We start from the raw sequence: 25,127 nt of genomic DNA, 5'->3' as shown, positions 1-25,127 counted from the left end.
ATTATTCGTTTAGCGGGCAATGATATGGAAGCCAGAATCAACATGAAGATTCTCACCTGTCATGCCGCGGGATAAATCACTGAATAAGAATAGTGCTGTATCGCCAACTTCTTCAGGAGTCGTTGTACGGCGAAGCGGTGCACGCTCTTCAATATCCTTCAGGATCGTATTAAAGCCGCTGATTCCTTTTGCAGATAACGTACGAATTGGACCAGCAGAAATGCTGTTCACACGGATGCCTTCCGCTCCAAGATCAGCTGCTAAGTATTTCACACTTGCTTCAAGGGCTGCTTTTGCTACACCCATGACATTGTAGTTAGAGACAACGCGCTCTCCGCCTAGGTAAGTAAGTGTGACAATGCTTCCGCCTTCTGTCATGAGCGGACGTGCTGCTTTTGCTACAGCTGTTAGTGAATAGGCACTAATGTTGTGCGCTAAAAGGAAACCTTCACGGTTCGTGTTCAAATATTCACCGACAAGCTCTTCTTTGTTCGCAAATGCAATCGCATGTGCAACACCATGGATGACTTGTACTTTTTCTTTAATCGTTGCAAAACATTTTTCGATTTCTTCATCACTTGTCACATCACAAGGAAGAATAATGGAATCATCACGCTCTAGCGTGCTTGCTAGTTCTTTTACTGATTCTGCAAGACGATCTCCAACATAAGTAAAAATCAAACGAGCTCCTGCTTCGTGAAGTGAACGAGCGATCCCCCAAGCGATGCTTCGTTTATTGGCAACACCCATCACCACAATATTACGGCCTTCTAAAGAAAAGTTCATATGTATTAAAGCCTCCTATTTTTTCAAGACATAGTATTAGTACCTGATCATAATCTTATCACATATCATGAGATATTGACAATTTCCGTTGAAAGAAAGTTTTTATTTCAGAAAAAAGACCGTCCTCACAAGTGAAGACAGTCTTCTTTTTATGCTTTGACTCTGTTTTGCTGATAAGCAAAGTGGTTAGTCGGTCCGTGCCCAGCGCCAATATTCAGAGGAAATTTGATCGCCTCATGGACAAAGGTTTCTGCCGTTTCAAAGGCTTCCTTCATGGAACGACCTTTTGCTATTTCTGCCGTTAATGCCGCTGCAAATGTACAGCCTGTTCCGTGTGTATGTGGTGTATCAATATGTTCATTACTGAGTTCAAAAAAGCTTTTTCCATCGTACAAAAGGTCTGTAATGAGGCCGCCTGAAGGACTATGACCTCCTTTGATCACAACATAGCACGTGCCAAGCTCATAAAGTCGTTCTGCTGCTCTATGGCGATCTTCTTTTGTCTGAATGCGCATGCCTGTCAGCACTTCTGCCTCAGGGAGATTCGGTGTGACTGCATAACTGACAGGCAGTAACTGTGTTTTCATAGCAGAGACCGCATCTTCATTTAATAAAGAGGCGCCCCCTTTGGCAATCATGACTGGATCGACAATTAGTTTCAAGTCATATTGCTTCGTTTTTTCAGCAACGACACTGATCATTTCAGCACTCCACAGCATCCCTGTTTTAGCGGCATCTGGCAACAAGTCTTCTGCTACTGCATCAATTTGACTTTCGAGTGCCTCGATAGACAGAGGATAAATACCGTGAACGCCAAGTGTGTTTTGCGCTGTAATGGCCGTAATGGCGGACATTCCGTACACACCAAGCTCCTGAAAGGTTTTCAAGTCTGCTTGAATACCTGCTCCACCGCCAGAATCAGTACCTGCGATGGTTAATGCTTTTTTAATCGTCATGTCATCTCACCCTCTCATTAGCCAATCCATTGATGATAAATCGTTCTCGCTTTCGCAATATCATTTGTCCCATGGACAAGCGCTCTGCCATCTTTGAATAAAACAAGCTTGTACTCATCCTTCTGACACGAAAGCAAATAAGGATTTTCCAACACATCCATTCCTGCTTTCTTTAGCTGACGGGCTACTTCATGCAGCGCTGGGGGTGCCCCTAGTGCACTGCGAATTTGTACGGTATTTCGTCCACATAATACATCTGCTTTTGCTCTTTGATCATATGAGAGAAATGGATATGTCTTAAGACCGCAGCTTGGACATTTTTTCTTTTTTAAAGACGTAACGGATCGAATATCAGATCGCTCGTTTGTCCATAAATCAAACGATCTTAATACCGGCGTGATTTGGTGTCCTGTTAAAAGCTTCAGTGCATCCGCCACTTGATAGGCCGCAACCTGCTGCACAACTGGACTAATAATTCCTGCTGTATCACATGTCATGCCTTGTGCAGGTAAATGCTCAAGTAGGCAGTGTAAACATGGTGTTTCACCAGGAATCACTGTGAATTGAATACCATAGCTTGCTACACAGGCCCCATAAAGGAACGGAATTTGATGTTTGACGGCCGCATCGTTCGCAATCATTCTCACCTCAAAATTATCCGCTGCATCCACGATGATGGATGCCCCGCTGACGTACTCATCAATATTTTGAGCGGTCACGTCAATGACGATTCCTCTCACGTGAACGTCACTGTTCACCTGCTTGAGTCTTTTCTCAGCAGCCACAGCCTTTGGCAGCCGATCAAGAACATCTTGCTCTGTGTAAAGCTGCTGACGCTGCAGGTTGCTCCATTCAATATAATCTCTATCCAAAATGGTGACAGATCCTACGCCGGCACGGACGAGCATTTCAGCACTCGCTGTTCCAAGTGCCCCAGCCCCAATAATGACGGCATTTGAGGCATTTAGCCGTTTTTGTCCTTCTGTACCGATCGGCCTAAAAAGCTCTTGGCGTGAATAACGTGTGCTCAAAATGCTGGCATTCCTTCTTGCGGACTGCTGGCTGTTCCATAGTTTTTGAGTGGAATACGGCCTGCCTCGAAACCGAGTCTTCCAGATTCAATCGCCAGCTTCATCGCTTTAGCCATTTTCACAGGGTCCTTTGCGCCAGACACGGCTGTATTCAGTAATACAGCATCAGCGCCCAATTCCATCGCAAAAGCAGCATCCTTCGGCGAACCTACACCCGCATCAATAATAACTGGCACCTTTGCCTGTTCGATAATAAACGATAGATTCAGAGGGTTTAAAAGCCCTTGACCTGAACCGATTGGAGAAGCACCTGGCATAATGGCATGAACACCAAGTTCTTCTAATTTTCTTGCCAGCACCACATCATCTGACGTATATGGCAACACGATAAAGCCTTCTTCTAATAGCATTTCAGATGCTTTTAACGTTTCGACTGGATCTGGCAGAAGAGACCTTGAACAGCCAATGACTTCTACTTTGATCATGTCACACAGTCCAGAAGCTTTCGCTAAACGGGCAATCCGCACCGCTTCTTCCGCTGTACTTGCCCCGGCAGTATTTGGCAGCAATGTATAGGCTGATAAATCAAGCTGCTCTAAAAAATTGGGCTGTGATGGTTCAAATATGTTCATTCTTCGCACAGCAAAGGTCAAAATTTCAGCTTCTGATACGTTGACCGCCTCTTTTTGAACTTCAAATGATGGATACTTTCCTGTCCCTAGTAATAGTCTTGATGTAAATGTTTTTCCGCCAATGCGCAGCATGGTGTCATCCTCCTCCTACAAAGTGAACGATTTCAATCGTGTCATTTGGTTGAATTTTTACCTGTTGAAAGGCTTCTTTATCTATAATTTCTTGATTTTTTTCAACGATCACCACTCGGTTTTCAAGTTGATAGGCTGATAGCAGATCAAAAATCGTGCCATTTTCCTTATCGAAATCAACCATTCTTCCATTCAATTGAATTTTCATACGAACAATGCCTCCTTTCGCCCAATACGAAACGCATGAAGCCATTCCTTGTGAACAGACTCGCCCGCTATTAAGCCGCGAATGATTTCCCCCGTAATTGGCGCAAGTAAAATGCCATTTCGGTAATGTCCCGTTGCAAAAAGAATACGCTCGTCTTCTGGATGTTTTCCGATATAGGGGTGCCGGTCGCTTGTCGCTGGCCGAAGACCTGCCCAGCATTGATCAATCGGCATCTCTCGAATAGATGGCATGAGCTGAGATGCTTTGTGAATAACTGCTTCAATACCGCCAAGTGTCGGAACGGCCTGCCAGTCATTCGGTTTCATCGTTGCGCCAATCACTAGCTTACCGCTATCCCTTTGAACGATATAACAATGATCATGATAGATGGTGTGTGCAAGCGCTGGACCGTTATTCCAAACAGACACGCATTCTCCTTTTACTGGATAGAGAGAATGTGATAACCCCAGTTCTTCTAAAAAACGGCCCGACCATACACCACTTGCTACAGTCAGATGATCACATGTGAAGATGCCTTTAGCTGTACTGACTGTCAATGTTTCTTTTCCCCTCTTCACATCGATAACAGGGGTAAACTCCTTCACATCCGCTCCGTGCCGAACAGCCGCCTGCCAAAAAGCCCTGCATACCGCATATGGCTCGACATGTACATCATCTTCTATCAATCCTGCTCCTAAGATGTCATCTGCAATTTGAGGCATACGTTCTTTTACGCTGCTTGCTTCAAGCCATTCAAATGTGGGCAAATGCTGCATCCGGCAAAGAGCTCGCTTTTCTTGTTCTGTAAAAGCCACCTTCATAATCCCGCCCACTGATGTCCGAATATCAATGCCCGATTCATGCTGAAGGTCGACCGTTAATTTTTCATATAAAGCCTGACTTTGTCTGCCTACTTGAAAGAAAGTATCTTCATCACCTTCTCCTTCAGCATGTGCACCCAGCATGCCAGCAGCCGCACTCGTCGTTTGCTTCCCGATCTCATTTGCCTCAAATAAGACAATCTGCTTTCCTACTTTTGCAAGGTGATAAGCGATCGACATCCCTATGATTCCACCACCAATGATTGCAACATCATAATGCTTGTTCATAAGGATTCTCCTTTCGCTTTTTAGAAAATGTTTGCGCCATTTTGCGCGGCTGAGGATGAGCAAAAATTCCCGACATGACGGCTATTCCCTTTAAATCAACATGCATCAATTCTGGCAGTCGTTCTGGTGTGATTCCACCAATGACAACGACTGGAATGGACAGCGTAGAAGTCATGTTTTCCACAATCTTTATGCCTCTCGCCTGTAGTCCGGGTTTGCATGCGGTATCATACACATGCCCAAACATGACATACTCTGCCCCGTTCTTCTCTGCTACTTTGGCTTCTTCTATCGAATGAACCGATACCCCCGCATGGAGATGAGGAAATTTTTGTCTTAATTCCTTTGGCGAAAAGCTGTGTCCTGGAAGATGAACCCGGTGAATATTGGTCAGCAGCGCAACGTCAACTCGGTCATTGATAATCAGCTTTTCTTTCGGAACACCTTCTGCTAGGAGTTGTTTCACGAGGTGAACCAGCTCACCTGCTGCCTTCGATCGTTCACGAATATGAATAAAGTCTACTTCAGACGCAATGTCTTTTATTTGCTTGATGAGCTCCCTGACAGGAAGCGTATCATTTGTCACTGCATGGAGTTCCATTTGCACCAACCCCATCTAAGCATGCTGTCTGCCACATTTCTTTTTCATACGCCATCTCCCAGAAATGGTATTCGTAATAGCTCGAAATCACGAAATTTTCTTTCATATTAGCCCGCACATGTTCTGGCGCTTTTTCTGCAAGTTCATCAAAACGGTTCACCTGTTCAAAAACAAGCTCTTTAAACCAATCTCCGCCATATGTCAAAATCCATTCTTGATAAATCGGATGATCAGGTGTTGTTTGTTTCAGTTTTTCTCCTACCTCATAATAAAGCCAGTAGCACGGCAATAATGCGGCTAAAATTTCTTCAAAACGACCGCTTTTCACAGATCGGTACATATGCGAGGTATATGCATACGCAGTTGGAGAAGGTTTAAAGTTTGCCAGCGCTTCATCAGAGATCTGGAGCAGTTCTGTGAACTTTCTATGCAGTGATAGCTCTGCTTCATACGTACCCTGCGCATGATATGCCATTCTGCCTGTCGTATGTAAGTCCTCACTAATGGCGGCTCCATACGATTGTACTTTTGCAAAATGAGTTAAATAGTACGAATCCTGCATCACATAATAAGTGAAACGATCGAGTGAAAGTGTGCCATCACCAATCCCTTTCACAAAAGGGTGTGTAAAGCTCCCATTCCACCATCTAGCTGCTGCTTCTTTACATTCGTTCGAAAATGTCATGTTCCTCTCCTCCTGTTTTTCCATATAAAAAAACCACTTTCCGCGTGGAAAGTGGTTTGGAATTTGTAAAAAGCATAGTCAAACACCGCACCACTTCCCTACGCAGGTATGAACCTGTTCAGGTAATGAGGGTCTAAAAGTCTACACTTTTATCTCAGCCCTTTTAAAGGACTCCCCTAGTGGATCAAACATATATTGTTGTACCTCTATCTTAATCAGGATTTGTTCATCGGTCAAGGGTTCATTGCAACTCTAATTGGGCTCTAAGTCCTGCCACATACTCCCGGGAGCCAGACACAAGCACGCGGTCACCGCTTCTAAGCGTCGTATCCCCATGCGGTACTAAGCTGTCAATTCCTCTAAAAATACGGACAAACACCAAATCGCCGGTAAAAGGAAACTCCCTCAGCATGACATTATGATACCGATGATTGTTCATTTGAATTTGATACAAAGAAGAATCCTCATTTGTTAACAAGCGAATCGCATCAGGTGCTTCAATCAATGCCCTCAGCACCGTTTTAGATGATAAGAAGTTAGAAAAGGTATCGATCCCTGCTTCCTTTAAAGTTAGCTCGGCTTCCGCTTTGTTAACACTTGCAATGACTTGTTTAGACCCTTCTTCTTTTGCAAATAAAGCAATTTCCTTATTTTTCGTTTCACTGCCTGTAGCTACAACGAGCACATCCTCTTGCCCGATGCCAGCCTGCCTGAGCGTATCATCGTCATATTGTTCAATCGCTTCAACTTCAAAGATGGAGTCAGCAAGCAAGGCTTCTTTATTTTCCTGAAAGACGTGTAAAATACGGATGTCATATTCATCCTGATGCAAATCAAGCGTCACAGGTAACGTCAGCTGATTCGCTCCAATAAACGTCACACGCTTTTTATGATTGGTTTCACGTTCTTGTTTAAATAAGGCCTTAAACCAAACAGGTGTTAAAACACTCGTGAGCACAGCGACTAGAATAAGGGCTCCTGACATTTTATGATCAATGACACCAAGCCGCTCACCAATCGTTGCAGCAGCAATAACTAGGGATAACGTCGAGGTTAATAAAAAACCAGAACCGATAACTTTTTTCATGTCATACCATTTTTTTAAATAAAGAATCGGAACGAGTTTACTAAGCAATAATGCGATAAACAGTAGCGGAATCATGATCATGATGGTTGGATCTTTAAAGAGTGACCATATATTCAGGTCCACACCGACCATCACAAAAAAGATCGGAATTAAAAATCCATAGCCAAACGAGTCCAGCTGCTGTACGAGCTCTTTATTAGGCGAAAGAAGAGACACAAGCACACCTGCTAAAAAAGCCCCAAGAATATTTTCAGCACCGAGTGATTCAGATAAGGCAACTAAGACTATAATGAGAGTAAAGATGGCTCTTGTCCCAATTTGCACCGTTCCTTTTGACATGGACTGAAAAATGGACTTTGTCTTAAATACCCGGCCAAATAAATAAAGAAGAATACCTGCCGCAAATAATAATAAGAGCAACCACATGTTCCCTGTTCCATCGCCATAAATGGAGGAAAACACAGCAAGTAAAATCATTGTCACCAAATCAGCAATGACGGCTACAAGCAAAATGATTTGACCAATATTCGTCTGCATCAATTTTTCCTCTTTTAAGGTAGGAACTACCACACCCAATGAGATGGTGGAAATAATAAGCGTCATTAAAAAGGCATTTTGAATAAATCCTGCAAGGACAAACGCATAAGACAGGATAAAGGACATACAAAATACGCCAACAAAAATAATGGTCGCTGTTTTAAATGTATTCGGTTCTTTTAAACCATTTGGCAGTTCTCGCGCTTTCTTCTTTGATTCAAAAGAAGAAAAATCTATTTCAAGTCCACTTAAAAACATAAGAAAAATAAAACCTAGCATGGATAACGTATCTAGCCATGCGTCGTGTTCAACAACTAGTTGAAGACCGCTTTTTCCAATGATGAGCCCCATGATGATTTCAGCGACAACGACCGGGATGGTCAGCTTAAATCGGTGCAATAAAATGGGGGTGAAAAAGGCTACAATAATAACGACAACGAGTGATGAAACAGATGTATGCTCCATTGGCTAAAGCCTCCTAACTTCATGTTTAATTTTTAAGTTTTACGTTAAAGCATTGATTCTAACAATTGCGCAAATGAAATGAAAGCCATTCGTTATATTTTCTAAAATTCAAACTTCTTTATATCCGATCAATGGATGAAAAAATCAGGAGGAACCTTTATGAAATTCGATATCATCGGCGATATCCACGGCTGCTACGAAGAGCTGCTTACCCTCATACACAAACTAGGATACGAACTCAAACATGGACTACCTGTCCACCCTGATAAGAGAACACTGGCCCTTGTTGGTGATTTAACAGACCGCGGCCCTCGATCAGTTGCCGTCATGCAATTTGTCATACACGCCTATTCTAAGGGCGCAATCCGCTATGTGCCTGGTAACCATTGTTTTAAGCTGTATCGCTATTTGAAAGGAAATCCCGTAAAATTACTGCATGGCATTGAAACAACAGTGAATGAAATCAAAAACCTGCCGCATGATGAACAAACCATTTTATCACGTGAATTTAAACATTTATTTGAAAAGGCACCGCTTTATGATGTACTGATTCCGAATGAACTGATCATTGCACACGCAGCGATGAAGGAAAAGGATATTGGCAAAAAACCGAACAAACAGATGAGGTCTTATCTATTATTTGGAGCAGTCACCGGAGAAACATGGCCAGACGGTCGACCTGTCAGGAAGGACTGGGCAAAGGAATATCACGGAAAACCATGGATTGTGTACGGGCATACACCCGTAAAAGAACCAAGATTTATCGGTAGAACGGTTAACATTGATACAGGCTGCGTCTTTGGCCACAAGCTCTCTGCCCTTAGATATCCAGAGCTTGAGACCGTATCTGTTCCTTCATCTATGCCATATGATGATTCAAGATTTCAGCATTTCATGCAATAAAAAACCCGGTCCACCATGACAGGTGACCGGGTTTACTTGTTTACTGAAGCAATAATGTCATATCATCCGGCAAAGGAGCCGAAAAGGTCATGGACTCCCCTGTTATCGGATGCGGAAAAACAAGGGTTTCACTATGAAGTGCCTGCCTGCCTATTCTCTCGCTTGTTCCACCATATAGCGTATCTCCAACAAGCGGATGTCCAAGGAATTGCATGTGAACACGAATTTGATGAGTTCTTCCCGTTTCAAGGGTAAGGGACACATCAGACATATCTAAATGAGTATGTACTGCCCGCACCGTATAATGTGTTACGGCTTCCTGACCAGATTCATCCACCATTCGTTCAATAATGCTGTCCCCTTTTCGAGCAATTTTTGCTCTAATTGTTCCTTCCTTTTGCGTGATCATGCCATGTGTCATGGCTCTATACGTTCGCTTGACTTCCCCTTTTTTCTGCGCCTTTGATAAAAGGCTGTGTGCAAAGCGATGTTTAGCGACTAACATGACACCAGAAGTATCACGATCAAGACGGTTCACCAAGTGGACAGTCAGCCGAACGGACTGTTCAGCATAATGGTGAAGCACCCCATTTGCAATACTATGCTCAGGGTGCTCTCGAGAAGGAATCGATGGAATATACGGCTTTTTATTCAGCACAAGCACGTGCTCGTCCTCAAATAAAATATCAAGCGGAATGGCCGCAGGTTTTAGCCCTTCACTCACTTTTTCCTCGGGGAATAAAATGGTGAGCCTGTCTCCCTCGCGCAGCTCATATCTCACGGTCACATGCTCTCCATTAATCAGAAGGTCACCGCCATCAAATTTAATATCTGTCAGCATTCGTTTTGAAATGCCAAGATCGATTAAGTAGTCCTTCAGCAGCCTGCCTTCTTCTTTGGCTGATATGGTTTTGTTTATCTTAAAGTATTCCAGCGAGAACAACCTCTTTCTTATTCTCCTTTGCCGATAAAGGAATCTTGCACCCTTTTCCAAAACGGAAATGGTCTAAATCGGGCAAACCGGACATTCTCGTCTGCCACTCGGCATTGAATGGATTTCACATCTTTATGCAGCAGCGACAAATGATCTATCGTCACCTGAAAATCCACATCATTAATCGGTTTGATCACACACGTATGGTGGTCGGGCAAAATGAGCGGCGAACCGACCGTTCTAAACACTCTGTTGTTGATTGAAGCCATTTCTGCCAGCTGGATCGCCCTAATGGATGGGTGAATAATAGCCCCGCCAAGTGCCTTATTATAGGCTGTACTGCCAGATGGTGTAGACAAACAAAGACCATCTCCTCTGAATGTTTCAAAAAGCTGACCCCTAATCTCAACATCTGCCACAAGTGTACCTTCCATACTTTTAATCGTACATTCATTCATTGCTAAATATTTTTCTTCCCGGCCGCCATCGTTGTACCTGACGATGACTTCAAGAATCGGATATTCCACAATATGATAAGGCGTTTTGGCAATGGCTAACACAAGCTTTTCTATTTCACTCGGTACCCAGTCCGCATAAAAACCAAGATGGCCTGTATGTACGCCGACAAAAGCGGTTTCGTTCAGACGGTTGCTATACCGGTGAAAAGCGTATAAAAGGGTTCCGTCTCCGCCAACTGTAATGACGAGATCGGGTTCCTCTTCATTTAATTCCATTCCAAAATCCAATAAGTAGGTCTGTATTTTATTTTTGAGTGTGTCAGATACAGAATTCCCTTTCGAAGAAACTGCAAATTTCATGAATTCTTCTCCTTTTCCACCTTGCTGCGACGAGAAAGCAGCATCATATTTGATCAAGCTTAGGCTCAGCTATCGTTTTTCTTTTTCCGGGAAAATGCCACTTGCGCTTCTTGAATTTCCCCTCTGATTTCAGACATCTCATCATCAAGAAGAGATGCTGCCTCAGAAGCTCTTTGAAGGCGCTGCTTGACCTTCTCCGGGATATTCCCGCTATATTTATAATTCAGAGAATGCTCGATGGTCGCCCAAAAGTTCATGGCTAATGTACGGATTTGTATTTCGACGAGGAGCTGCTTCTCTCCATTGATCGTTTGCAGCGGATATAACACAACAAGGTGGTACGAGCGGTATCCGCTTTCTTTATGTTCTGCAATATAGTCGCGTTTATCTACTACCACGAAATCTTTTCGTGACTGAAGCATTTTCTTGACGACTTGTATATCTTCTACAAATTGGCACATAATGCGAAGCCCTGCAATATCCTGCATCGTTTCAATCTCATGCATCGGGATGTTTTTACGCTTTGCCTTTTCCAATATGCTGGCAACGGGTTTCACTCGGCCAGTGACAAATTCGACTGGTGAATGGTCATCCTCAAATTCATACAGTTTTCGAATGCCTTTTAGTTTCACTTTTAATTCTTCGACTGCTTGCTTATATGGTGCGAGGAATTGATCCCATTGTTTTTTGTCCATGAAACTTCCCCCAATTCCAAATACCTAATTATTTCAGAGGAATGTGCTCTTCACTTTCTCTTCCATATCTCCGTAATTGGCATTGTCTTTAATATTGTCGATTAAATAGTTTAATTCCTGATGAAGTTGAATGAGTTCTAGTGTTTGCTCTTCCGCCGCCAAATAGACAGGGATTTCAAGATTCATTGCTTCTTTTAATGGAGCCCATGTATGTTCTCCTAAAATAAGATACGTAAAAGACTCCTCAGTCTCAAGTATGTAAACGAACGCAAAGTGATCAGAATCAACAAGCATTTGTCCTGATGCTTTTGCTTTTTGAATTTGCTCATCTGACTGGACCGTCAAGATCAGCCTGTCTTCTTTTAAAGTTGCTTCTGTGATTTCAATTCTGTTTTGCATCATGATCTCCTTTACAACAAAGTACAGCTTTATTTTATCATATCAAGTTCAATATTGATAAACCGAACTTTTTGAGAAAATTTGATTTCTCCATTTCGTTGTTCATTTTGCCTCATTTAGCATCTATATACGTCCCTTTTTAAGGAATAAATAAGAAAAAAAGAAGCTTTTCATGTACAATAATCATATTTCCTCTAAATGAAAGGTTGATGTCAAAATGGCACAGGAAATTGAGATAGAACTAAAACAATTATTAATGAAAGAAGAATTTGAACAGTTAAAAGAATATTTTCAATTAAAGGACGAGGACTTCCACACTCAAACCAACTATTATTTTGATACACCTCAATTTGATATAAAATCCAAATTCGCTGCATTACGAATGAGAGAAAAAGGCGGGCAGTGGGTCCTCACATTAAAGGAACCGCATGAGATCGGCCTTTTGGAAACTCACCAAACGATCGATCCTCCCGCAAGTCTTGAACATTTCCACCTGCCTGAAGGTGAAGTGGCAGACAGATTAGTACACCTTCACATTCAAAAGGATCAAATCGTGTATTTTGGTTCACTGGAAACGTCAAGAGCAGAAAAAATGATCAAAGAAGGCTTAATTGTTTTGGATCACAGCCGATATTTAACAGTAGAGGACTATGAACTTGAATTTGAAGTGAGCGATTTAGACATTGGACAAGCCGCTTTCACAGCATTGCTTCAGCAATTTCAGATCCCACCAAGACACACGAAAAACAAAGTCGTACGTTTTTATGAAGAAAAAATGAAAACAAAAGAATAGATGAATTCCTTGAAGGAGGAACATGATGAACGTCAATCAACTTCAATCCTTTATGCAGCTTCAAGCACTCAAAACGTTACAATCTGATAATGGACAAACACAACTCACAGCTGGACAAGAATCAAGCGCTGAGACTTCATTCCAGTCGCTGTTGCAAGATTTTTTAGGCGGATCAGAATTATCTCGTCTTCCGCTTTCCATTTCTGCTTTCATGGGGTCGGACCCATCAACGTCTCCGAACACGCAATATGCACGAATGAACCCATATTTATCTGCGATAGCAGGCAGTGAACAGCTTCAATCTCAGTCTCTTTATGCAAATGACAGCCAATTGAATACCGCAAATGGTATTGGAAACGTCTTAAACAATAGCTACACACCGCCGCTTCAAAAAGCTGTTTCAGGCTCTTCATCAAAAGAGATTAATCAGATCGTCTCACAAATGGCTCAAAAGCATGGAGTTCCAGAAAAGCTGATCCACGCAGTGATCAAGCAAGAATCCGGTTATCGCACGAATGCTGTCAGCCATGCAGGTGCACTTGGACTGATGCAGCTTATGCCGTCTACTGCTAAATCACTTGGCGTGAACAATGCCTTTGATGCTGCCCAAAACATTGAAGGCGGAACGAAGTATTTAAAACAAATGCTGCAAAAATATAATGGAAATGTCTCACTTGCCTTAGCCGCTTATAACGCAGGCTCAGGGAATGTAGATAAGTACGGAGGCATTCCTCCATTTAAAGAAACACAAAATTATGTAAAGAAAATCACAGCTCAATATTTCGCCTAAACCGAAGAGAATAACCTCTTCGGTTTTTTGTATGTCGCTTTTCACCCTTTTTTGACTGAATGTGTTATGATATGGTCAATTGAACACGGACCCTGTCTCCCTCACTATTCCCAAAGGACCAAAGCGGTTTGTTTGTGGAATTGAGTAGAGGTTGTTAAAATAAGTATACAAGAATAGAAACAACAAAATAGAACAAACTGAATATCACTTTTGAAATACATGAAATTCGCAATAGGGTGAGCCATCCTATTAGCTACGAGTTAAAGGAGTAGTCAACATGGTACAATCGTTTAACGCACCTTACGAAGCGGTTGGAGAGGAACTTCTATCGCAACTTGTTGATACTTTTTATGAAAATGTAAAGTGTCATCCTTTGCTTCATCCTATTTTCCCGGATGACTTAAAAGAAACAGCAAGAAAACAAAAACAGTTCTTAACTCAATATTTAGGCGGACCGCCGCTTTATACTGAGGAGCATGGTCACCCAATGCTACGGGCGAGACATCTCCCTTTTCCGATTACTGAGGAGCGGGCGGACGCATGGCTTGAATGCATGGAGGATGCAATGGATCAAGTAGGACTAACCGGCGATATTCGTGACTTTTTATTTGAGCGGCTGTCTTTGACGGCTCGTCACATGGTCAACCAAATACCTGAAAAGGACGGACGATCTTGAGCTGCAATCCGCATGAGCAATATTTCTCACATTGTCACGGACATCCTCAAAAGCCGATTGAAATCTATGTATTCATTGATCCTCTCAGCCCGGACTGCTGGTTATTAGAGCCATCAATTAAAAAGTTGAAAATGAAATATGGCCGTTTCTTCACTTTACGAACGGTTACAAGTTCTAGTATTAATGCTTTGAACCGGAAACGAAAAAAACATTTACTAACCGAAGCGTGGGGGAAATTTGCCACGAAAACTCAGACCAAAAAAGAACAAATGCTGTCTGAACAAATTGTGACATCACCTTATCTCGCCTCTCTTGCATTAAAAGCAGCTGAACTTCAGGGCAGAAAATGCGGAATGAAATTTTTACGACTCATTCAAGAATCGCTTTTTTGCCATCAGCAGGACGTCACCAGTGAACAAGTCTTGCTAGAAAATGCAAAAACGGCTGGACTGGACATTGAAGAGTTCCAGCGAGATATCCATTCTCAAAGTGCTGTCAAAGCGCTCCAATGTGATATGAAAATCGCAGCTGAAATGGATGTGTCTGAGCTTCCCACTTTCGCCTTTTTTAATACGATCAATGGTGAAGAAGGATTAAAGATTTCAGGTGCATATTCTTATGATATTTACGAGGAAATTCTCTTTGAAATGATTGGCGAAAAACCAACACCTTCAGAACGACCGCCAATTGAATGGTTTATCGCTTACTTTCAATTTGCATCAGCAAAAGAAATTGCCGTTGTATATGACTTGACACTTGAAGAAGTTGAACGCGAGATGAAAAAGCTCGCATTTGCTAAAAAGGTAGAACGTGTACAAGTACATCAAGAAATGTTTTGGCGTTATACAGAAGGAGACAATCATTCAGATCTTGACGTTTACCGCTGTGAGAATGAACATGGGTGCTGACCCATGTTTTTTCTTTATTCCTAAAAAGAACACTTGTTCTATTTATAAGTACGAAGAAACCGCGCCGGGATAAGCGCGGTTTCACTATGTCTTAACGACAACAAAGGGGATGGGAGAAATTTTTCACGGTCAAACAAAGGGGTAATGTTTGTATGTGATTAATTTCACATCTGTAGTATATCAAATTTTGTCGACTTATGACAACCGATATACTATATGTTCATATTTTTGTCACAAAACATAAGAGGACTGTCACTTTCATATAGTGAAAGTAACAAAAAAATGGGGGGATCTGCATGCGCAGCACAACCATTGGACTTGTTGCCATTGGCTTATGTTTCTGTTTAAATATATTAGGCTTAATGAAGATGCTGCCTGTTTACCTGACATCTCCACTCCTATTCGCTTCCATTCTCTTTACACTCTATCGAATGAATCACCGGAAAACCTTCAAAGGTTTTAAAGCGTAATCATTGAATGTACAAACCTCGTTCATATAGACGAGGTCTAGCGTGTAGGCAAACCCTCGCATTCGGTGTCAGTCCTGCGTGCTGGTGCTCACGAATGTCAAATTCGCTCCGCGCGAGTACTCGTCCTTCCTAGCCTGCAAAGGTTTTCTATCACGCTAAAAAGAAGTCAAAGGGCTAAAATCAAGTTCATTTTAGCCCTTTGTCAACAATCTGGTCTTTTTTATTTCAAGAAAAAACTCCTGCCAAAAGGTGAGTTTGCACTCACACATCTGACAGAAGTCTTCTCGTTACTCACCAGTCTTTGAGATGAGCTCTTCCATTTCCTTTAATTTTTCTTCAAACAATTGACATGCTGCCTCAATTGGTTCTTTTGATGCCATATCTACACCAGCTTTTTTCAGCACGTTGATTGGATAGTCAGAGCTTCCTGCTTTAAGGAAGTCTGTATAGCGCTCCACTGCAGGTTTCCCTTCTTCTAAAATTTGTTTACTTAATGCCTGAGCCGCACTATAGCCTGTCGCATATTGATACACATAATAGTTGTAATAGAAATGCGGAATTCGCGTCCATTCTAATCCGATTTCCTTATCCACAACCATACCGTCGCCAAAATACTTCTTATTCAGGTCGTAATACAGGTTCGTCATAAACTCTGGCGTTAATGCCTCCCCTTCTTGCGCTTTCACATGAATGAGATGCTCGAACTCTGCAAACATCGTTTGTCTGAATACCGTCCCTCTAAATCCTTCTAACAAGTGATTGAGCACATACAAGCGCTGCTTTTTGTCCTCTAAATGATTGAGTAAGTATTCACCTAGTAATGCTTCGTTTGTTGTAGAAGCTACTTCCGCTACAAAAATGCTGTAGTTTCCGTAAGGATATGGCTGATGCTTTCTTGTATAGTAGCTATGAACAGAGTGACCAAATTCATGAGCCAGCGTAAATAAATTATCAATATTATTTTGCCAGTTCATTAAGATATAAGGATTCGTGCCATAGCTTCCAGAAGAATATGCGCCGCTTCGTTTCCCTTTATTCTCATAAACGTCTACCCAGCGATTTTCGAGTCCCTCTTTTAATACCGAAACATATTCTTCTCCTAATGGCGCTAACCCTTTCAGCATATAATCCTTTGCTTCATCATAGGTCAGCTTCATGCCAGCATCTTTTACTAATGGTGTATACAAGTCATAATTGTGCACTTCATCAAGCTTTAATACCTTTTTACGCAATTCAATGTAGCGATGTAATAACGGTAAATATTGATGAACTGTATCAATTAGATTGTCATACACTTCTTCAGGAATACTATTTCGTGATAACGCTGCTTCTCTTGCCGATTTGTAATGACGTACTTTCGCATAAAAATTATCCTTTTTAATTGAGCCGCTGAGTGTAGACGCCAAAGTATTCTTATACTGATCATACGTTTTATAAACGGCTTTAAAAGCATTCTTTCTCACTTCACGATCATCACTGTTTAAAAAGGTAATGAAGTTGCCATGAGTAATTTTCTTTTCTTCTCCATTTTCATCCTTAACAGAAGGGAACGAAATATCTGCATTATTAAACATACTAAACGTAGTGGATGATGTTGATAAAGGTTCAGAGGCTTCAGCTAATAAAGCTTCTTGCTCCTCACTTAAAATATGCGGACGCTCTTTATTAATTTCTTCGAGAGCGTGAGAATAAAGTTTTAATTCTTCTTTTTCCAAAATAAATTGTTGCAGCTTATCTTCTTGAATAGATAAAATTTCCGGAACAATATAGGCAGATGTACTAGACAGCTGTGTAAATAAATTGGATGCTTTATCATTTAAAGCCTGAAATGATGAATTTGTTGTATCTTCATCGTATTTCATGTGCGCATATGTATAAAGCTTGCCAAGCTTTTCAGAAAGTTGATCCTGAAATGTTAGGGCTTCATACAAGACATCAGCAGAATGGGCCAGCTTGCCTTTAAATTGGGCGAGCTTCGGAATTTCTTTTTTTACAGCTTCGAATTCCTTATTCCAAGAATCGACACTTTCAAAAATATCTTCAAGGCGCCATTTGTTTTCTTCTTTTACTTCGCTTCTGTCTGGTAAATGATTGTTGTTATTTTGTGAAGTCATATGAATCCCCCTTGCATGAGTTGTGTTGAACCAACCTTTCGGAAAGTGAAAGAAATTGGTGTTGTATTTATCTTCTTTGTTTTGAACTATATTTGTCAAATCATATGCAGAAATAAATACCAAACAAACTAAAAAAATGAGAAAAAAGCGTTTCTTTCTATTCAATAGCAGCACCACCTTTTTCTTATCATGATCAAAGTGGGCATGAAACATGCTAATGAAATAAGAAAGCATCTCGTTTTATCGCTTCATCTGCTGTTCGTATAGGCTTTTGATTCGACGTTACTTGATAATTACCCTCTTTCGTCATGTATAAAAACCCTAGATTCACAAGCGCCCGTACATATGAAATGATCACCTCTTTGATTTCTTCTATTGTGACATTGGCATATCGGAGCTTCACTTCTTTATTCTGTAGACATCGCTCAATTTCTTTTAAAAGAAGATGAATGGTCACTTGTTCTTTTCCCGTTCGAACCATCCAATCATAAAGACATCCTTGCCACACATAAACAGGGCTTGAAAAGATATATGCTTCTGTCAGGGGGATAAATAATTCTGTCGGTAGAAATGACCATGCTGTTTGATGATGCTCATAAAAAATGGTTCTTAAACGCTTGCTTTCGTTTGCTAAAATGCGGGGTGGTCGCTCCCTAAATTGCCGAATACACTTGAGCCACTCTTTATACAATTGATGATTGCTCGAGGAAACAGATAAGAGTGCTGATAGTTGGCGATAAGCTGAAGGTGGTCTAACGGTCATTGATGCACATATTTTCGTTGGCTGAAACACGAGAAGATGATCCAGGTGGATGAATCTATTTTGGATCGGACAATAAAAAATGAGTCTCCTATTCTTTGACTGCCTTAAAATGCCCCAATGAATGGAGGAGAATGAAAAGAGCTGGCCACCCATTCGTTTTAAACGATTCGCCCCTATGACCCATATAGGATAGAGCCCCGCAGCACGGAGACCTTCCGTTCGTTTATGTAGCTCTTTCCACGAAATATTTGCACATTGAAATTCGATGGCATAGCTTTTATTTTCTATAGCAACGGTCACATCAGGGCGCTGCTGAATGTTTGAAACATATTTCTCTAGTAACGGCTCATATCCAAGCTGCGTGAGCCAATCCTTAAGAGCCATTTTCCCTGCCTGATGATAAGCTGTTTCACCGGTGGACGCTAATGGACATGCCGAGAGCTGTTTATGTGCAAAATGATAGACACGATGCTCACCTAGCTTTAATAGAACCTCCTGCCTACATTCAGGACAGTAAAATTTGCACGTAGCTCTTACATGCTCTAGCCGCCTTTTAGTCAGATGTTGTGTGATGCGAATCAGCTTGCCATTCTCCATGATCGCTGCATTCATATATTTCGCCCCTTGCTCTTTGATGACCATATTATAGCTTTTTCTCTCATCAGGAAGCGAATATCGAAAATGAACTTTTATCGTATCAAAACACGATTTTAACCTACTTTCCCTTAGTAAAATAGAAAATCCCCCTTTTAGAAAAGGGGGAAAATACAATTTTTTATAAAAGAGGTGATAATAATCTGGCTGTTGATTCAAACAGCCTCACCCTTAAAGGCCTCTTCGCAAATTCTTCTGGAACAATTTCATGTGACTGCTCTAAATCACCTAAGAAGTCGTTGACCAGCTTCTCTGTGCTTTTTGTTTTATAGAGGAAAGCATTCACTTCAAAGTTCAGATGAAAACTTCTCATATCCATATTTGCTGTACCAATTGATGCTAGCTCACTATCCACAATGATAAACTTGCTATGCATAAAGCCTTGATCATATTCGTATACCTTCGCACCTGCTTCTAAAAGTTCGGGGAAGTATGAACGGGACGCATGAAATACGATGCGTTTATCTGGATTTTTCGGCGCAATGATTCGCACATCGACTCCGCTCAATGCAGCAATTTTCAGTGCGGACAAAATATCATCATCAGGTACAAAATAAGGTGAAGCAATCCAAATTGATTTTTTAGCGGAGATAATCATGGAGAAAAAGAGATTTTTAATGACTTCCCACTGTTTATCAGGACCACCCGCAATCATTTGTACGCCTTCTGCTCGACTCTCCATATGGCTGAAATCTTTAAAATAATCCATACCCGAGCATCTTTCATTGGTCATGTAATACCAATCCTGCATAAAAATCTGCTGCAAATCACGAACGGCCTCACCTTTAATCATCAGGTGCGTATCACGCCAAAATCCATATTGTCTGCTTCTGCCCATATATTCGTCCCCAATGTTTAGCCCGCCGACAAATCCTACTTCTCCATCAATCACCACGATTTTCCGGTGATTTCGGAAATTGATTTTATTATTTAATAAAGGCAGTCTCACTGGTAAAAACGGAACGATCTGCACGCCAGCCTTTTCTAAGTCAGCAATATATTGACGGGAGAGTTTTAAGCTGCCTACATCATCATATAAAAAGCGGACAATCACACCACTTTTTGCTTTCTCGATTAAAATGTCCTTTAATTCTTGTCCCAGATCATCATGACGGAGAATATAATATTCTAGATGAATGTGATGTGTTGCTTTTTTGATCTCTTCAAAAATATGAGAGAACGTTTCTTCTCCATTGGTCAGAACTTTAGAGGATGTGCGATACGTAATAGGGGTATGTCCAAGTCTGTGGGCCAGTTTAAATAAGAGCTGCTGATGGTCACCCATATGAGTCATTTTTTCAATCGCTTCTCTGTGGATACGTTCATCTTCCTGGACAAGCTGTTCGTCTAGTACCGCTTTCTTTTCAAAAAGTCTGCGCTTTTTAATATTGCGTCCAAAGAAAATATAAAACAAAAACCCGAAAAGCGGAAAGCTCCCAAGCAGCACAAGCCACGTAATCGTTTGAGAGGGGTTTCTGTTTTCTAAGAAAATGACAAACCCGATGAAGATAATCGATAAAGTGAATAGAACACTGACGGAACTTAATACACTTACCGCTAGATCACCGGCAAAAATTTGGATAATCAAATAAGCACCTATCGTAATGATAAGAAAAAATAGAACTTTGACTACATTTCTCATTTCATTTTCTCCTTGCCGATCACTTTATTTACTTTTTCATTCAGATAAAAAAGTCGATTCCTCTATAGAAATCGACTTTTTGTTGTTACGAGAAGTGCTGTTGAATCGTTTCAAGCGCATTCTCTTTGACAATCAGCTGACCGTATTCTTGCAGTCTGTAGATGCTGACCACTGATTCATGAGCATATTCAAGCAGAATACTAAGCTTATTCTCCACCTGCTCATCTGACAAATCCTCGTGGAAGTCAACATATAGATAATAACGGTTTTCAAACGAATATAAACTTGTCGTAAAATCCTGCATATTTAATTGAGAAAGTGCAATCAAATCTTCAAAGTCATCCATTTTCAATACGAACTGAAGTTGAAGTTTTTTGTCCTTCTCATTATGATCTTCTTGATCTTGCTCTTCTTTATGAAAATCATCAAGCAGAGCATCTAAACTTTCTTCATCTGTTTGATCTTTTTTATCTTCTGGAATCGGCAATTCGAGCTTTTGTCCATCTTTAGAAAGTTGGGCTTTTGTCACGACAATTTCAAGACCTTTATCAAGTGCCTGTACTTGAATCCAAAGTGGTCCCTCTACTGCAAATTCTTCTTCTTCGTGCACTTCGTCCATCACTTCCCAGAACAGCTCTTCACTGCGCTCACGATTATACCAAATCTCTTCACGGTCAAAACCGCGATCTTCAATATCACCGTAGGAAATATAAAATTTGACTGTATGTTCATTTATTCTTTCGATTTCCATTTTGCCAACCTTCCCTTCTATATAAGATGTTGAAGGGACATACAAGCTCCCAATTAATAGTACTTTACTACACTTTACCCGTTCCGTCTACATGTTAACCATTTAAAGAAATGAGGTATTGCTGTGTACTGTCTATTTTATGATAAAACATGAATAAAAGAAATAAAAACGCATTTTTTGCAGAGAAAACTTGCAGAAACATATATTTGAATTGTCCTCATATATTGGTTGTACGAGCTATTTTAGTGAAATGAGGTGAACTGGATGGAAACAGAGTGGATCGTATCCTTACTGATGATTATTGGCATAGACCTCATATTAGGCGGAGATAATGCATTAATCATTGCGATGGCCAGTCGAAGCTTATCAAATGAAAAACGAAACAAAGCCATATGGATCGGCACACTTTTGGCAGTGCTGATGAGAATTACCATGACTGGTGCTGCCGTTTATTTATTGACCATCCCCTATTTGCAATTTATCGGCGGTCTCTTTCTCCTTTATATAGGATACAATTTGTTAATTGAACAAAAGAAAGAATCCATTCGGATTAAAAGCAGCGGCTCCCTTTGGCGTGCTGTTCAGACCATCGTGATTGCAGATCTTTTTATGTCACTTGATAATGTGATCGCTGTTGCAGGGGCAGCTAAGGGGAACATGGTGCTCACTGCCTTTGGCTTAATGATTTCAGTCCCGATTATTATTTGGGGGAGTAAGCTGATTCATGCAGCACTAACCAAGTTTCCGATTCTTTTATACGGAGGGAGTGCCCTTTTAGCTTTTACTGGCGGAGAAATGATTGTCCGTGATGTAAAACTGAATGAATTTATGGCGCAGCATACTACACTTGAATTGTTGCTTCCTTTTTTAACCGTCGCAACCGTTATTTTAGCCAGTCTCTTTTACGAACAAACGGCTGAAAATAAATAAAAAAAGCTGCCAAATGATCGGCAGCTTTTCGTGTTGTCTATTAGTTAGCAAGTCGCTGAGCTTCTCGAAGTTGGAATGTACGAACCGTTCTAGGAAGGAAACGTCTAATTTCATCTTCGTTGTACCCAACTTGCAGTCTTTTTTCATCCAAAATAATTGGACGTCTTAGAAGACCAGGGTGCTCATTGATTAGTTTATACAATTGTTGAAGTGGCATTGTCTCAACATTTACATTTAGTTTTTGGAATACTTTAGAACGTGTTGAGATAATTTCATCTGTACCATCTTCCGTCATACGAAGAATCTCTTTGATTTCATCGATTGAAAGAGGCTCAGAAAAGATATTTCTCTCTTGGTATGGAATATTGTGCTCTTCTAACCACGCTCTTGCTTTTCTACATGATGTACAGCTTGGTGATGTGTATAATGTTACCATAAATCTTCACTCCTCAATTTGTAGAATGAATATTGATCTGTATTCTTAAATTAAAATTGTTCTAAATAAGTAATCTTTATAGTGATTATACTATAAAAAAGTAAGTGTGAACAGATTTTCTTGCAATTTTTGTGACAAAAACTAGACAATTTCATTCTTTTTGTGCTGATGTTTGAAGTCTGAACATTCTCATTTAGTCGAGATGATCGAAAATATTTTTTTGTTTTCTATTTTCAACGAGCTTCAGCACATCATCAACATCCTCATACGATTGTCCATACCATTCTTCGTCTTTATACGTATGGATTCCTTCGTACGTCTTTCTCATGGCCTCCATCATTTCTTCCTCATTATCTGTACGAGGCGACCAATAAAGAATTTCCATGCGGTTCACTTCATTCGTTGCAAGTGACCTGCGTTTATAACCAATTGATTCAGCATGCTTGAAGTGCTCTCTCTGATAAAACTTTAGGCGTTTTGCAGTATCTGCATCATCTTCATCTACAGGCTCGACTTCAAGCAAGATCGGTTTTCTTTTTTCCTTCAGCTTATGAATGAGCTTTGAGCCGAGGCCTTCACCTCTTGCATCCTTGGAAACAAATAAATAATCAATAAAGATGAAAGAATCAAATTCAGCGTACATCATTACATGATGAGGCCCTTCTTCTTTATGATAAATATCACTTCTTTCCTTTAATAAAGCTTCCATATGCTCTTTTGACTTCATTTCTTCTATCGGGAAGTATTCACTGAGCTTTTCATACCAATTCATGGATCCGCTCCTTATGATGTAGTTAAGAACCACTTCCTTATCTATTCCCGATTTCCTGCTATTTAAACGCCTGTACTAGTAAGACGCATCAATGCCATTAGTGGTTTCACTTTTTTTCAAGAGAAAGCAAAAAAGTTTTATATCGAACGATTCATGAGCATTTGAAAGCAAGCAAACAAAAGAAGTGTCATGGCAATCTGAAACATGATGAAATAAAGGTACTTCATACGCCGGACTTCTTCCTTCTGTTTATTCATGCGCCGATACAGAGCAAATTCAACTGAAAACGAAATGATGCAAATGAGCACTAAAAATGCGATCATCCACTTTCCTCCATTTGGTTCCATTAAAAAAGATATTGAAAAAAGCATCGTGACGATAAAAAGGTGAAGACATGAATAGCGAAACGTCTTCCATAACAACATTTGATTTCCTCCTGGTTTACTCATTTTACATAAAAATTACCATCAACTTGTTTTTTTGTAAAATAAAAAAAGAAGCACTGATATCGCAGTGCTTCTTCTCTGTTCTTATTGTTTTGCTTTGATCTCTTTGAATTCTTCCTCAGTACAGCTGACAAAGTGACCTGGCTTCACTTCACGAAATTCCGTATTTGTTCCTTTATGAACAGATGGATCGTATTTAATCCGTTTGCGGTTACGCTCATAATCAGGATCTGGAAGCGGAATCGCAGATAGTAATGATTTTGTATATGGATGAAGCGGGTTTTCATATAATTCATTCGCTGGTGCCAGCTCAACCAATTTCCCAAAATACATCACGCCGATACGATCGCTGATATATTTCACCATGGAAAGGTCATGGGCAATGAATAAATACGTTAAGCCCTTTTCTTCTTGCAGCTCTTTCATTAAGTTGACGACCTGCGCTTGGATCGACACATCTAGTGCAGAGATTGGCTCATCGGCAATGATGAAATCCGGCTCAACAGCTAACGCACGAGCAATCCCAATACGCTGCCTTTGACCGCCTGAAAATTCATGCGGGTATCTATTCGCATGCTCTTTATTCAAACCAACCGTTTCAAGCAATTGATATACTCGCTCTTTACGTGCTTGCTTTGTTTTCGCAAGGCCATGAATGTCAATACCTTCTGCAATGATATCAAGAACTGTCATTCTAGGGTTAAGTGAAGCATATGGATCTTGGAAAATCATCTGCATTTGGCGGTTAAATTCAAGCATTTTTTGTCTTGATTTCTTTCCGTGAACGCTTTCTCCCTTATAGAGAACTTCGCCATCTGTCGCATCATAAAGTCTTATGATCGAACGGCCAGTTGTCGACTTTCCACATCCAGATTCACCTACAAGTCCAAGTGTTTCACCTTTATAAATATCAAATGAGACACCATCAACTGCTGACAGCGCTCAATCCCATATTGCAGGTTCCGTACAATCGATTCCCCAGAAATCACGAGCTGATCCGTTTG

27 protein-coding genes, 1 pseudogene and 1 riboswitch are annotated in these 25,127 nt (G+C 40.8%); of the genes and pseudogenes, 7 read left to right on the top strand and 21 right to left on the bottom strand.

Going from position 1 to position 25,127, the window contains the following annotated elements; all coding sequences use genetic code 11:
* Positions 1 to 9 precede the first annotated feature (9 nt).
* The 9 genes from fabI to V7L95_RS12615 all read right to left on the bottom strand — a co-directional run bounded on the left by fabI (position 10) and on the right by V7L95_RS12615 (position 8,229).
* Positions 10 to 786: an enoyl-ACP reductase FabI gene (gene fabI / locus V7L95_RS12655; protein ID WP_003211867.1), complete on the bottom strand. Its 777-nt coding sequence runs from the start codon at positions 784 to 786 to the stop codon at positions 10 to 12.
* Positions 787 to 935: 149 nt separating this feature from the next.
* Positions 936 to 1,742, bottom strand: coding sequence for a bifunctional hydroxymethylpyrimidine kinase/phosphomethylpyrimidine kinase (thiD, locus tag V7L95_RS12650; protein ID WP_025207163.1), 807 nt, complete (start codon positions 1,740 to 1,742; stop codon positions 936 to 938).
* Positions 1,743 to 1,759: 17 nt separating this feature from the next.
* Positions 1,760 to 2,773 carry a thiazole biosynthesis adenylyltransferase ThiF gene (locus V7L95_RS12645; protein WP_048003221.1) on the bottom strand — a complete coding sequence of 338 codons (1,014 nt, stop codon included), beginning with the start codon at positions 2,771 to 2,773 and terminating at the stop codon, positions 1,760 to 1,762.
* The gene (locus V7L95_RS12640; protein WP_048003220.1) at positions 2,770 to 3,537 is read right to left on the bottom strand and encodes a thiazole synthase; all 768 of its coding nucleotides are present in this window, start codon (positions 3,535 to 3,537) and stop codon (positions 2,770 to 2,772) included. Before V7L95_RS12640 ends, V7L95_RS12645 begins: the two co-directional genes overlap by 4 nt.
* A 4-nt stretch (positions 3,538 to 3,541) precedes the next feature.
* Complete coding sequence (gene thiS, locus V7L95_RS12635; protein WP_017367025.1) at positions 3,542 to 3,745, bottom strand: sulfur carrier protein ThiS; 204 nt, start codon at positions 3,743 to 3,745, stop codon at positions 3,542 to 3,544.
* Positions 3,742 to 4,854 carry a glycine oxidase ThiO gene (gene thiO / locus V7L95_RS12630; protein ID WP_340966655.1) on the bottom strand — a complete coding sequence of 371 codons (1,113 nt, stop codon included), beginning with the start codon at positions 4,852 to 4,854 and terminating at the stop codon, positions 3,742 to 3,744. Before thiO ends, thiS begins: the two co-directional genes overlap by 4 nt.
* The gene (gene tenI / locus V7L95_RS12625; RefSeq protein ID WP_340966653.1) at positions 4,838 to 5,455 is read right to left on the bottom strand and encodes a thiazole tautomerase TenI; all 618 of its coding nucleotides are present in this window, start codon (positions 5,453 to 5,455) and stop codon (positions 4,838 to 4,840) included. The genes thiO and tenI overlap by 17 nt, the downstream gene beginning before the upstream one ends.
* Complete coding sequence (gene tenA, locus V7L95_RS12620) at positions 5,430 to 6,140, bottom strand: thiaminase II (RefSeq protein ID WP_017367022.1); 711 nt, start codon at positions 6,138 to 6,140, stop codon at positions 5,430 to 5,432. Before tenA ends, tenI begins: the two co-directional genes overlap by 26 nt.
* Before the next feature lie 78 nt (positions 6,141 to 6,218).
* Positions 6,219 to 6,328, bottom strand: a riboswitch (TPP riboswitch).
* Positions 6,329 to 6,381: 53 nt separating this feature from the next.
* Positions 6,382 to 8,229 carry a monovalent cation:proton antiporter family protein gene (locus V7L95_RS12615; protein ID WP_007498989.1) on the bottom strand — a complete coding sequence of 616 codons (1,848 nt, stop codon included), beginning with the start codon at positions 8,227 to 8,229 and terminating at the stop codon, positions 6,382 to 6,384.
* A gap of 159 nt (positions 8,230 to 8,388) precedes the next feature.
* Here V7L95_RS12615 and prpE point away from each other — a divergent pair, with 159 nt between their 5' ends.
* A complete protein-coding gene (gene prpE / locus V7L95_RS12610) occupies positions 8,389 to 9,132 on the top strand; it encodes a bis(5'-nucleosyl)-tetraphosphatase PrpE (RefSeq protein ID WP_277519216.1) in 744 nt (247 codons plus the stop codon).
* A 40-nt stretch (positions 9,133 to 9,172) separates the two neighbouring features.
* On the opposite strand, the gene V7L95_RS12605 is transcribed toward prpE, so the two are convergent.
* The 4 genes from V7L95_RS12605 to V7L95_RS12590 all read right to left on the bottom strand — a co-directional run bounded on the left by V7L95_RS12605 (position 9,173) and on the right by V7L95_RS12590 (position 11,978).
* Positions 9,173 to 10,066, bottom strand: a complete 894-nt coding sequence (locus V7L95_RS12605) for an RluA family pseudouridine synthase (RefSeq protein WP_282747403.1) — start codon at positions 10,064 to 10,066, stop codon at positions 9,173 to 9,175.
* Positions 10,067 to 10,083: 17 nt separating this feature from the next.
* Entirely contained in the window at positions 10,084 to 10,884 is an 801-nt protein-coding gene (locus V7L95_RS12600) for an NAD kinase (RefSeq protein WP_008355343.1), read from the bottom strand.
* Positions 10,885 to 10,949: 65 nt separating this feature from the next.
* Positions 10,950 to 11,579 (bottom strand): GTP pyrophosphokinase family protein, encoded by a 630-nt coding sequence (locus V7L95_RS12595; protein WP_008348457.1) that lies wholly within the window; start codon positions 11,577 to 11,579, stop codon positions 10,950 to 10,952.
* Positions 11,580 to 11,612: 33 nt separating this feature from the next.
* Positions 11,613 to 11,978: a hypothetical protein gene (locus V7L95_RS12590; RefSeq protein ID WP_148780234.1), complete on the bottom strand. Its 366-nt coding sequence runs from the start codon at positions 11,976 to 11,978 to the stop codon at positions 11,613 to 11,615.
* 217 nt (positions 11,979 to 12,195) lie between these two features.
* Here V7L95_RS12590 and V7L95_RS12585 point away from each other — a divergent pair, with 217 nt between their 5' ends.
* From V7L95_RS12585 to V7L95_RS12565, 5 genes are all read left to right on the top strand, one after another.
* Positions 12,196 to 12,771, top strand: a complete 576-nt coding sequence (locus V7L95_RS12585; protein ID WP_007498999.1) for a CYTH domain-containing protein — start codon at positions 12,196 to 12,198, stop codon at positions 12,769 to 12,771.
* Between the two features lie 25 nt (positions 12,772 to 12,796).
* A complete protein-coding gene (locus tag V7L95_RS12580; RefSeq protein WP_008348461.1) occupies positions 12,797 to 13,561 on the top strand; it encodes a lytic transglycosylase domain-containing protein in 765 nt (254 codons plus the stop codon).
* A 277-nt stretch (positions 13,562 to 13,838) separates the two neighbouring features.
* Positions 13,839 to 14,237 carry a thiol management oxidoreductase gene (locus V7L95_RS12575; protein ID WP_007499001.1) on the top strand — a complete coding sequence of 133 codons (399 nt, stop codon included), beginning with the start codon at positions 13,839 to 13,841 and terminating at the stop codon, positions 14,235 to 14,237.
* Positions 14,234 to 15,145, top strand: coding sequence for a ClpXP adapter SpxH family protein (locus V7L95_RS12570; RefSeq protein ID WP_007499002.1), 912 nt, complete (start codon positions 14,234 to 14,236; stop codon positions 15,143 to 15,145). The genes V7L95_RS12575 and V7L95_RS12570 overlap by 4 nt, the downstream gene beginning before the upstream one ends.
* Before the next feature lie 296 nt (positions 15,146 to 15,441).
* On the top strand, positions 15,442 to 15,615 hold the full coding sequence (locus V7L95_RS12565) for a hypothetical protein (protein ID WP_017359669.1): 174 nt from the start codon (positions 15,442 to 15,444) through the stop codon (positions 15,613 to 15,615).
* Between the two features lie 287 nt (positions 15,616 to 15,902).
* On the opposite strand, the gene pepF is transcribed toward V7L95_RS12565, so the two are convergent.
* The 4 genes from pepF to mecA all read right to left on the bottom strand — a co-directional run bounded on the left by pepF (position 15,903) and on the right by mecA (position 21,539).
* The gene (gene pepF, locus V7L95_RS12560) at positions 15,903 to 17,729 is read right to left on the bottom strand and encodes an oligoendopeptidase F (RefSeq protein WP_282706805.1); all 1,827 of its coding nucleotides are present in this window, start codon (positions 17,727 to 17,729) and stop codon (positions 15,903 to 15,905) included.
* Between the two features lie 214 nt (positions 17,730 to 17,943).
* Positions 17,944 to 19,104, bottom strand: coding sequence for a competence protein CoiA family protein (locus V7L95_RS12555; protein WP_251185932.1), 1,161 nt, complete (start codon positions 19,102 to 19,104; stop codon positions 17,944 to 17,946).
* Between the two features lie 163 nt (positions 19,105 to 19,267).
* Positions 19,268 to 20,788, bottom strand: a complete 1,521-nt coding sequence (gene cls / locus V7L95_RS12550; RefSeq protein ID WP_017359671.1) for a cardiolipin synthase — start codon at positions 20,786 to 20,788, stop codon at positions 19,268 to 19,270.
* Between the two features lie 85 nt (positions 20,789 to 20,873).
* A complete protein-coding gene (gene mecA / locus V7L95_RS12545) occupies positions 20,874 to 21,539 on the bottom strand; it encodes an adaptor protein MecA (RefSeq protein WP_008348474.1) in 666 nt (221 codons plus the stop codon).
* Positions 21,540 to 21,803: 264 nt separating this feature from the next.
* On the opposite strand from mecA, the gene V7L95_RS12540 reads away from it, so the two are divergent.
* Positions 21,804 to 22,469, top strand: a complete 666-nt coding sequence (locus tag V7L95_RS12540; protein WP_007499010.1) for a TerC family protein — start codon at positions 21,804 to 21,806, stop codon at positions 22,467 to 22,469.
* A 40-nt stretch (positions 22,470 to 22,509) separates the two neighbouring features.
* On the opposite strand, the gene spxA is transcribed toward V7L95_RS12540, so the two are convergent.
* The 4 genes and pseudogenes from spxA to V7L95_RS12520 form a co-directional block, all read right to left on the bottom strand.
* Positions 22,510 to 22,905, bottom strand: a complete 396-nt coding sequence (gene spxA / locus V7L95_RS12535) for a transcriptional regulator SpxA (RefSeq protein WP_003211421.1) — start codon at positions 22,903 to 22,905, stop codon at positions 22,510 to 22,512.
* A 193-nt stretch (positions 22,906 to 23,098) separates the two neighbouring features.
* On the bottom strand, positions 23,099 to 23,677 hold the full coding sequence (locus tag V7L95_RS12530) for a GNAT family N-acetyltransferase (RefSeq protein ID WP_007499012.1): 579 nt from the start codon (positions 23,675 to 23,677) through the stop codon (positions 23,099 to 23,101).
* A 137-nt stretch (positions 23,678 to 23,814) separates the two neighbouring features.
* Positions 23,815 to 24,102, bottom strand: a complete 288-nt coding sequence (locus tag V7L95_RS12525; protein ID WP_251185931.1) for a hypothetical protein — start codon at positions 24,100 to 24,102, stop codon at positions 23,815 to 23,817.
* A 105-nt stretch (positions 24,103 to 24,207) separates the two neighbouring features.
* Positions 24,208 to 25,056: pseudogene (locus tag V7L95_RS12520) on the bottom strand (ATP-binding cassette domain-containing protein); the annotation flags it as partial.
* Between the last annotated feature and the right edge of the window lie 71 nt (positions 25,057 to 25,127).

Origin of the sequence: Bacillus sp. PPSBB_11 (assembly GCF_038023285.1) — a bacterium.
GTDB classification, from domain to species: domain Bacteria; phylum Bacillota; class Bacilli; order Bacillales; family Bacillaceae; genus Bacillus; species Bacillus altitudinis.
The sequence above is the reverse complement of the archived record's forward strand: the minus strand, read 5'-3'. Positions and strand labels throughout refer to the sequence as shown.

What these genes read in the sequence shown, in the direction of transcription:
- fabI (WP_003211867.1), bottom strand. Translation starts at nt 786, where the DNA reads ATGAACTTTTCTTTAGAAGGCCGTAATATTGTGGTGATGGGTGTTGCC.
- thiD (WP_025207163.1), bottom strand. Translation starts at nt 1,742, where the DNA reads ATGACGATTAAAAAAGCATTAACCATCGCAGGTACTGATTCTGGCGGT.
- V7L95_RS12640 (WP_048003220.1), bottom strand. Translation starts at nt 3,537, where the DNA reads ATGCTGCGCATTGGCGGAAAAACATTTACATCAAGACTATTACTAGGG.
- thiS (WP_017367025.1), bottom strand. Translation starts at nt 3,745, where the DNA reads ATGAAAATTCAATTGAATGGAAGAATGGTTGATTTCGATAAGGAAAAT.
- thiO (WP_340966655.1), bottom strand. Translation starts at nt 4,854, where the DNA reads ATGAACAAGCATTATGATGTTGCAATCATTGGTGGTGGAATCATAGGG.
- tenI (WP_340966653.1), bottom strand. Translation starts at nt 5,455, where the DNA reads ATGGAACTCCATGCAGTGACAAATGATACGCTTCCTGTCAGGGAGCTC.
- tenA (WP_017367022.1), bottom strand. Translation starts at nt 6,140, where the DNA reads ATGACATTTTCGAACGAATGTAAAGAAGCAGCAGCTAGATGGTGGAAT.
- V7L95_RS12615 (WP_007498989.1), bottom strand. Translation starts at nt 8,229, where the DNA reads ATGGAGCATACATCTGTTTCATCACTCGTTGTCGTTATTATTGTAGCC.
- prpE (WP_277519216.1), top strand. Translation starts at nt 8,389, where the DNA reads ATGAAATTCGATATCATCGGCGATATCCACGGCTGCTACGAAGAGCTG.
- V7L95_RS12600 (WP_008355343.1), bottom strand. Translation starts at nt 10,884, where the DNA reads ATGAAATTTGCAGTTTCTTCGAAAGGGAATTCTGTATCTGACACACTC.
- V7L95_RS12595 (WP_008348457.1), bottom strand. Translation starts at nt 11,579, where the DNA reads ATGGACAAAAAACAATGGGATCAATTCCTCGCACCATATAAGCAAGCA.
- V7L95_RS12590 (WP_148780234.1), bottom strand. Translation starts at nt 11,978, where the DNA reads ATGCAAAACAGAATTGAAATCACAGAAGCAACTTTAAAAGAAGACAGG.
- V7L95_RS12585 (WP_007498999.1), top strand. Translation starts at nt 12,196, where the DNA reads ATGGCACAGGAAATTGAGATAGAACTAAAACAATTATTAATGAAAGAA.
- V7L95_RS12580 (WP_008348461.1), top strand. Translation starts at nt 12,797, where the DNA reads ATGAACGTCAATCAACTTCAATCCTTTATGCAGCTTCAAGCACTCAAA.
- V7L95_RS12575 (WP_007499001.1), top strand. Translation starts at nt 13,839, where the DNA reads ATGGTACAATCGTTTAACGCACCTTACGAAGCGGTTGGAGAGGAACTT.
- V7L95_RS12565 (WP_017359669.1), top strand. Translation starts at nt 15,442, where the DNA reads ATGCGCAGCACAACCATTGGACTTGTTGCCATTGGCTTATGTTTCTGT.
- pepF (WP_282706805.1), bottom strand. Translation starts at nt 17,729, where the DNA reads ATGACTTCACAAAATAACAACAATCATTTACCAGACAGAAGCGAAGTA.
- V7L95_RS12555 (WP_251185932.1), bottom strand. Translation starts at nt 19,104, where the DNA reads ATGAATGCAGCGATCATGGAGAATGGCAAGCTGATTCGCATCACACAA.
- cls (WP_017359671.1), bottom strand. Translation starts at nt 20,788, where the DNA reads ATGAGAAATGTAGTCAAAGTTCTATTTTTTCTTATCATTACGATAGGT.
- mecA (WP_008348474.1), bottom strand. Translation starts at nt 21,539, where the DNA reads ATGGAAATCGAAAGAATAAATGAACATACAGTCAAATTTTATATTTCC.
- V7L95_RS12540 (WP_007499010.1), top strand. Translation starts at nt 21,804, where the DNA reads ATGGAAACAGAGTGGATCGTATCCTTACTGATGATTATTGGCATAGAC.
- spxA (WP_003211421.1), bottom strand. Translation starts at nt 22,905, where the DNA reads ATGGTAACATTATACACATCACCAAGCTGTACATCATGTAGAAAAGCA.
- V7L95_RS12530 (WP_007499012.1), bottom strand. Translation starts at nt 23,677, where the DNA reads ATGAATTGGTATGAAAAGCTCAGTGAATACTTCCCGATAGAAGAAATG.
- V7L95_RS12525 (WP_251185931.1), bottom strand. Translation starts at nt 24,102, where the DNA reads ATGTTGTTATGGAAGACGTTTCGCTATTCATGTCTTCACCTTTTTATC.